This is a genomic window from Leminorella grimontii (assembly GCF_039789245.1).
GTDB lineage: Bacteria > Pseudomonadota > Gammaproteobacteria > Enterobacterales > Enterobacteriaceae > Leminorella > Leminorella grimontii.
Genome location: NZ_CP146357.1, coordinates 450273 through 457500, shown reverse-complemented (window position 1 = coordinate 457500; position 7228 = coordinate 450273). Strand labels below are relative to the sequence as shown.

Sequence of the window (7228 nt, the reverse complement as noted above, 5' to 3'; positions counted from 1 at the left end):
GGCACAGGCCGCTCTTTCAGTGAGCTCATCACACAGCGCGAAGGCCCGTTCCTTAAACGGCAGGGTAATATTCGCACCTAAAGCGCCAGCAGAAAAAAAGTCTCTCAATTCCTGCTCAAACCCTTCCAACGTTGCCAGACGGGTTACGTAATTCAAAGGAATTCGAGTGCTCTCACCAAATAACCCATGAATTTTCGGCGACTTACTGTGTGAAATCGGGTTTCCAAAAACGGCAAAGTCTCGCATACGTCTCCTGTTATTTATCCTTGACGAAACAGCTTTCCAGTAAGTGCATCCCGAATTTCTGAAGGGTTCTGCCGCCCACCGACCTGCCCAACCAGTACAGGGAAATCATCACCAAACTGCTCGCGCACGCCCTGAACCGTTCGGCAAGGTTCCAGGCCGCTTAGATTGGCGCTGGTAGAGACCAACGGCTTGCCGAAGGCCCGGCACAGTTCACAAACGAGTAAGTGATCGCTCACTCTTACCGCTAACGTATCAAAACGCCCCGTTAACCACTTGGGCGTCGTCGCCTTAGCGGGCATAACCCAGGTTACTGGCCCCGGCCAGCAAGAGAAGATCTCATCTTTTTGTTCTTGGGTCAGCCTTTCATCGTCGACATAGGGCCGAAGTTGTTCATAATCGGCAGCGATAAGTATCAGGCCTTTCTCCCAAGATCTCTGCTTTATTTTAAGCAAATCCATTACCGCAGATTCAGAATCGGGATCGCATCCCAACCCAAATACCGCCTCAGTTGGATAAGCCACTACCTGCTGCTGACGCAGTCGATCAACTATCGTGTCTAAATTATCTGTCATTTTCTGTCGTAACTTCTTTACCGCATAGTTTGCTGGCGCAAAACAGGCGAGGCCCCTTTGCCGTTCGCTTCTCAAAAAGTAAAGGATAGCCGCAAACCGGGCACGTAGCCGCTATGGGCGTATAATTAAGCGTAAATTGGCATTCTGGATACCTATCGCAAGCGTGAAAAACCTTGCCGTATCGCGACTTACGCTGTAGCAAGCGTCCCGTTTTACACTGCGGACAAGCTATCTGCGTCTCATCAGGCTTATCAATAGAGGCAATATATTCGCAACCGGGATAGGCGCTACATCCTATAAACATACCGTAACGCCCCTGGCGCAGCACCAAAAGCTCGCCGCACTGCGGACAAAATTCTCCATCCAGCACTTTGACGATATGACCGTCATTTTGAGGCTTAAGAGAGCGAATATACGTACACTCTGGATAGCGGGAGCACCCTTGAAAAGGCCCCTGCTTTCCGCTGCGGATGACTAAAGGCGCGCCGCAGTCGGGGCAGGCCTCTTCACTCTTGGCAGTAAATAATGTCGTCTTGCTCATCCCACAACCACCCATTATCTGTGCTTAGCCCTAATATCATTTCGGCTACGGAATAACGATGCCAACAGTCTACCCGATCGGGGACATTTTCCCATCGGCTTATTTATCGGTTGATAACATACCCCCCGGAAACGCTTTTTATCCATTCAGACAATTCCAAATCAACAAGCTGCACCGTAACCTCAGCTATCGATAGATTGGCCCTTTGCGCAATGATATCAACGGGAAGGGGCCTACTCCCTATATATTGCAACAGCGGCGGTCGTTCTTCATTTAGTCCCGGTGCACCGCCGACGGTTATTGACCGCTCAGGCGGAGTCAGCGCTAACCAACGTAAGGAACCGTTCAGGTTTTCAACAATATCGGCAGGGCTGGCCACCAGCATCGCGCCCTGCTGAATCAGGCTATGTGTCCCACTGCAGTTTTCATTATCTAAAGGCCCTGGGAGTGCAAAAACTTCTCGCCCCTGTTCCAAAGCATATTTCGCCGTAATCAACGAACCGCTCTGTGCTTTGGCTTCAACGACCAAGACTCCCAGACTTAGGCCGCTCACTATCCGATTTCTGCGGGGAAAATTTTCCGCTTTCGGGGCTTCAAACGGTAAAAACTCTGATACCAGCGCCCCTCCTCGCTCAACGATCTGCCTCGCTAAAGAAAGGTGGCTTTTGGGATGCAACTGGTCAAGGCCGCTGCCCAAAATGGCCGCCGTTGAGCCGCCAACGGCCAATGCCCCACGATGGCTAATGCCGTCAATTCCCAACGCCAGCCCGCTTGTAATAACAAAACCACAGCCGGCAAGCTCACCGGCGAAATAGTTGGCCCACTGTTCGCCATAGCGGCTAAAACGCCGGCTGCCAACCATGGCAATTTGCGCCTGATGCAAAACGCTGGCATTGCCTTCGACAAACAGGGCGATTGGCGGTCTGGAAATCGACCGGAGCAATGGAGGATAGGCCTCATCGCAAAACGCGATCAGTTGACGATCGTCACCCTCCAGCCAGTCAAGCGACTTGGCTAAATCGTATTTATCGACTTGGCCAAATTGTTCACACTGTTCGGCGCTAAAACCAAGATGTTGCAGCGTACGTACGTCAAATATCATTCCTTCCGTTGCCGTTAGTTGCTTAATGTGGGGCCATTTATGCCCTGAGATCATTAAAAGGCGCAGCCACCATTCTTCTTTCGTCATTACGTCCGCCGTTACCGCTTTCTCACATTTAAGCGAAGGTTAAAAAAGGCGACTGCTATACGCCAACTCGCAATCAGTAAATCTGACGTCGTTTCGCCATTTTTTTCTTTGTTTGCACAAACGTGTTCTTTTTTCTCGAGGCATCGCGCATAAGCGTTCAAGTAACCTCAGGCGACCGTGAAGCTATCGCTCCAATAGTTGACTGATACTGTCAATCATCGGCAGAAACGACTAGAATAGAGGCGAATTAATCTATTTATTAAGCGGCGACGTAACGATATATGGCAGTATTACCCGTATTACATTTTCCCGATGAGCGGTTACGCACTAAGGCAAAACCCGTTGAGGAAGTGACCCCAGAAATCCAACGCATTACTGACGACATGTTGGAAACAATGTATGCCGAAGAGGGTATTGGCCTCGCTGCAACGCAAGTCAATATTCATCAGCGCATTATCGTCATCGACGTGTCGGAAAATCGCGACAGGCACTATGTGATTATCAATCCTGAGGTGATTGAAAAATCGGGCGAAACCGGTATCGAAGAAGGATGCCTTTCCGTTCCGGAATCTCGAGGCTTTGTTCCCCGCGCCGAGTCTATTAAAATCCGCGCGCTGGGCCGCGATGGCAAGCCGTTTGAACTGGAAGCGCACGATCTTTTAGCTATCTGCATTCAACACGAGATGGACCATCTGGAAGGAAAGCTGTTCGTTGACTATCTGTCACCCCTCAAGCGCCAGCGTATTCAGCAAAAGCTGGAAAAGATTGCCAGACAAAAAGCGCGAGAAGCGCGTTAATCTACGTCAGGCTTATCTCGATTTTATAGGAAATGCCCGTGTCTGAACCTTTGCGAATCATTTTTGCCGGCACTCCCGATTTTGCAGCGCGTCATCTTGATGCGCTGCTTTCGTCTCGCCACACGGTTGTCGCTGCGTTTACTCAACCAGACCGCCCGGCAGGGCGTGGTAACCGGCTTACGCCAAGCCCGGTTAAAGAGTTGGCGCTGCGACATCAGGTGCCCGTATTCCAGCCCGCCTCATTGCGCCCGGAAGAAAACCAGCGTTTGGTCGCTGAGCTTAAGGCGGACGTCATGGTCGTCGTAGCCTATGGTTTGATTCTTCCTCAGGCCGTGCTCGACATGCCGCCTCTGGGATGCATTAACGTTCATGGGTCCCTGCTGCCGCGCTGGCGCGGTGCGGCTCCGATTCAGCGTTCACTGTGGGCCGGCGACGCCGAAACGGGCGTGACCATCATGCAAATGGACGCGGGTCTGGACACCGGCGATATGCTGTATAAGCTTTCCTGCCCAATTTTAGCGGAAGACACCAGCGCCACGCTGTATGACAAACTGGCGGAGCTTGGGCCACATGGGCTTCTGGAAACGCTTGAACAGTTAGCCAGCGGAACCGCCGTTGCGCAAAAGCAGGACGATTCTCAGGCAAACTATGCGCAAAAGCTGAGCAAAGAAGAAGCTCGATTGGATTGGACGCTCAGCGCCGCCCAGTTGGAACGCTGTATTCGCGCCTTTAACCCGTGGCCGGTAAGCTATTTCACTATTGACGAACAGCCGGTCAAAGTCTGGGCCGCTACGGTCATCAACAAAAAGATTACCGAAGCGCCGGGAACGATTATTGCGGCCGATAAGTCGGGCATTCAAATTGCGACAGCCGAAGGCGTACTTAACATGACCCAGCTGCAGCCAGCGGGTAAAAAGGCGATGTCCGCACAGGACATCCTGAACTCTCGCCGGGAGTGGTTTATCCCGGGCAACCGTATATCCTGACGCGCGCGCCGGTCATCACAGTCGGCGCGGTTACACTTTCCCGTTTCGCAGGCCAACTGCCGCAACCGGACAACCTTCTATCTATGAAGAATAATAAATACAACCTTCGCGCGATCGCGGCAAACGCCATAGCGCAAGTTCTGGACAAGGGCCAGTCCCTCAGCAACGCTTTGCCTGAACTACAAAAACCGCTATCGGATAAAGACCGCTCTCTGCTACAGGAACTCTGCTTTGGCACCCTTCGTACGCTGCCCGAGCTTGAGTGGTACATTCACCGGCTAATGGATAAGACGCTGACCGGAAAGCAGAGGCCGTTGCACTATCTGCTGCTGGTCGGCCTTTACCAACTGCTCTACACCCGGATCCCCCCTCATGCTGCCGTTGCTGAGACGGTAAACGGAGCGATCGCCCTAAAGCGCCCGCAAATGAAGGGATTGATTAACGGCGTCATGCGCGAATTCCAACGCCAGCAGCAGGCGTTAACCGAACGACAGCAGCAGCAAAAAAGTCGCTTTCAGCATCCGTCATGGCTATTGCAGCGCATTCAAGAAGCGTATCCCGATAAGTGGCAGCCGATTGTCGAAGCCAATAACCAAAAGCCGCCTATGTGGCTAAGGGTTAATCGCCAACATCACCGCCGTGACGACTATCTGTCGTTACTTCAACAGGCGGGCATAGAAGCCTTTACACACGTCGACTATCCTGACGCCCTGCGTCTGGCTACGCCGAATTCGGTCAATCAGCTTCCCGGCTTTAGCGAAGGCTGGGTTACCGTTCAGGATGCCTCGGCGCAGGGCTGTATTCCTCTTCTTGCTCCTCAAGACGGCGAAAACATTCTGGATCTGTGCGCCGCCCCCGGCGGGAAAACAACGCACATCCTGGAGGCTGCTCCACAGGCTAACGTTACCGCAGTTGACGTTGATGAAACGCGCCTTAAGCGCGTCCATGAGAATCTGGCTCGGCTGGGGCAACGCGCGAAGGTATGCGTCGGCGACGGAAGGGACCCGCAGTCCTGGCGCGAAGGGCAGACTTACGATCGCATACTCTTGGATGCCCCCTGTTCTGCGACCGGCGTTATCCGCCGCCATCCCGATATCAAGTGGCTCCGGCGCAGTAGCGATATTGACGAGCTGGCCTCGCTGCAAAAAGAGATCCTCGATGCCGTTTGGCCGATACTGAAACCCGGCGGCACGCTGATTTATGCAACCTGCTCTATTCTTCCTGAAGAAAACAGGCTACAAATAGAAGAGTTCATCAAGCGCCATCCCGACGCAAGGCCAACGGCAATCGACGCCTCTGGGGCGACATATCGCCAGAATTTGCCCGAGCCGGAAGGCGGAGACGGCTTTTTCTATGCCAAGCTGACAAAAGCATTAACGTAACGATCGCGGTGAGGGGCTATAAAGCCCGAAAGAGAGCATCATGAAAATTATCATTCTCGGCGCAGGCCAGGTCGGCGGAACGCTGGCTGAAAACCTGGTGGGAGAAAACAACGACATTACGCTGGTAGACAGTAATATCGTTCGTCTGCGTCAGCTGCAGGATAAGTTCGATCTCAGGGTCGTTCAGGGACACGCCTGCCATCCTCGCGTACTGCGGGAAGCGGGCGCTGACGATGCCGACATGCTGGTTGCGGTGACTAACTCCGATGAAATCAACATGGTCGCCTGCCAGATTGCCTATTCCCTGTTTAATACGCCTAACCGCATAGCCCGCATTCGCTCTCCAGAGTATCTGCGTGAAGAAGAAAAGCTGTTTGAGCCTGAGATCATCCCGGTCGATCACATTATCTCGCCGGAAAAGCTGGTGACGGACTACGTTTATAAGCTGATTGAATATCCCGGCGCGCTGCAGGTGGTTAACTTTGCTGAAGACAAGGTCAGCATCGCGGGAGTAAACGCTTACTATGGGGGCCCTCTGGTCGGTAATGCGCTTTCGTCACTGCGTGAACACATGCCCCACATTGAAACCCGGGTCGCCGCCATCTTCAGGCAGGATCGTCCTATTCGTCCGCAGGCGTCGACCATTATCGAGGCGGGAGACGAGGTCTTCTTTGTCGCCGCAACAGAAAACATTCGCGCCGTCATGAGCGAACTGCAGCGGCTGGAGAAACCCTACAAGCGCCTGATGATCGTCGGCGGTGGCAACGTCGGCGCTGGGCTGGCCAGGCGGCTGGAAAAAGACTATAGCGTCAAGCTGATAGAACGAAATCCGGAACGCGCGGCGGAACTTGCCCAAATTCTACAGGATACCGTCGTATTCTGCGGCGATGCGTCCGATCAAGAGCTGCTGTCCGAAGAGCACATTGAGCAAATCGATCTGTTTATCGCGCTCACTAACGATGACGAAGCCAACATTATGTCCGCGATGTTGGCCAAACGGCTGGGCGCTAAAAAGGTTATTGTTCTTATCCAGCGCCATGCCTACATCGATCTGGTTCAAGGCAGCGTCATCGACATCGCGGTTTCTCCTCAGCAGGCCACGATATCCGCACTGCTAGGACACGTACGTAAGGCCGACATCGTCAGAGTGTCTACGCTGCGCCGCGGCGTAGCTGAAGCTATCGAGGCCGTTGCTCACGGCGATGAGACAACCTCCAAGGTGGTGGGAAGGCAGGTCGAAAACATCAAGCTTCCGCCGGGAACAACCATTGGCGCGTTGGTCAGAGGGGATGACGTTATTATTGCCGACAGAACTACCGTTATTGAACAAGGCGATCACGTTGTGATGTTCTTGGCCGATAAGAAATACATTTCCGACGTAGAGCGTTTGTTCCAGCCCAGCCCGTTCTTCCTATAAAACGTACGGCGCCGCCTTTTACGGCGGCGCGTTCTTCGCTCTATTTATCATTAACATGATGGCAAAATATGCATGCCTTGTTATGCTTAGAGCATTGG

The 7228-nt window shown here is 53.0% G+C and carries 8 protein-coding genes (1 of these 8 running past the window's edge); 4 read left to right on the top strand and 4 right to left on the bottom strand.

Annotation, left to right across the window (positions count from 1 at the left end; genetic code table 11):
• The 4 genes from aroE to dprA all read right to left on the bottom strand — a co-directional run.
• Positions 1-246, bottom strand: the beginning of a protein-coding gene (gene aroE / locus V8L73_RS02310) for a shikimate dehydrogenase (RefSeq protein WP_347254024.1). Its footprint begins 573 nt before the window's first position; only the first 246 of its 819 coding nucleotides appear in the window; its start codon is at positions 244-246; its stop codon lies beyond the left edge, outside the window.
• Positions 247-260: 14 nt separating this feature from the next.
• Positions 261-818, bottom strand: coding sequence for an L-threonylcarbamoyladenylate synthase type 1 TsaC (gene tsaC / locus V8L73_RS02305; RefSeq protein WP_347254023.1), 558 nt, complete (start codon positions 816-818; stop codon positions 261-263).
• Complete coding sequence (locus V8L73_RS02300) at positions 808-1359, bottom strand: topoisomerase DNA-binding C4 zinc finger domain-containing protein (protein WP_261831691.1); 552 nt, start codon at positions 1357-1359, stop codon at positions 808-810. Before V8L73_RS02300 ends, tsaC begins: the two co-directional genes overlap by 11 nt.
• Before the next feature lie 103 nt (positions 1360-1462).
• Positions 1463-2548: a DNA-processing protein DprA gene (gene dprA / locus V8L73_RS02295; protein ID WP_347254022.1), complete on the bottom strand. Its 1086-nt coding sequence runs from the start codon at positions 2546-2548 to the stop codon at positions 1463-1465.
• Positions 2549-2829: 281 nt separating this feature from the next.
• Between dprA and def the strand changes: the two genes are divergently transcribed.
• The 4 genes from def (at position 2830) to trkA (ending at position 7130) form a co-directional block, all read left to right on the top strand.
• Positions 2830-3345, top strand: a complete 516-nt coding sequence (gene def / locus V8L73_RS02290; RefSeq protein WP_347254021.1) for a peptide deformylase — start codon at positions 2830-2832, stop codon at positions 3343-3345.
• 38 nt (positions 3346-3383) lie between these two features.
• Complete coding sequence (gene fmt, locus V8L73_RS02285) at positions 3384-4331, top strand: methionyl-tRNA formyltransferase (protein ID WP_347254020.1); 948 nt, start codon at positions 3384-3386, stop codon at positions 4329-4331.
• An 83-nt stretch (positions 4332-4414) separates the two neighbouring features.
• Positions 4415-5713: a 16S rRNA (cytosine(967)-C(5))-methyltransferase RsmB gene (gene rsmB / locus V8L73_RS02280; RefSeq protein WP_347254019.1), complete on the top strand. Its 1299-nt coding sequence runs from the start codon at positions 4415-4417 to the stop codon at positions 5711-5713.
• A gap of 40 nt (positions 5714-5753) precedes the next feature.
• Positions 5754-7130, top strand: coding sequence for a Trk system potassium transporter TrkA (gene trkA, locus V8L73_RS02275; RefSeq protein WP_027275695.1), 1377 nt, complete (start codon positions 5754-5756; stop codon positions 7128-7130).
• The last annotated feature ends 98 nt before the right edge of the window (positions 7131-7228 follow it).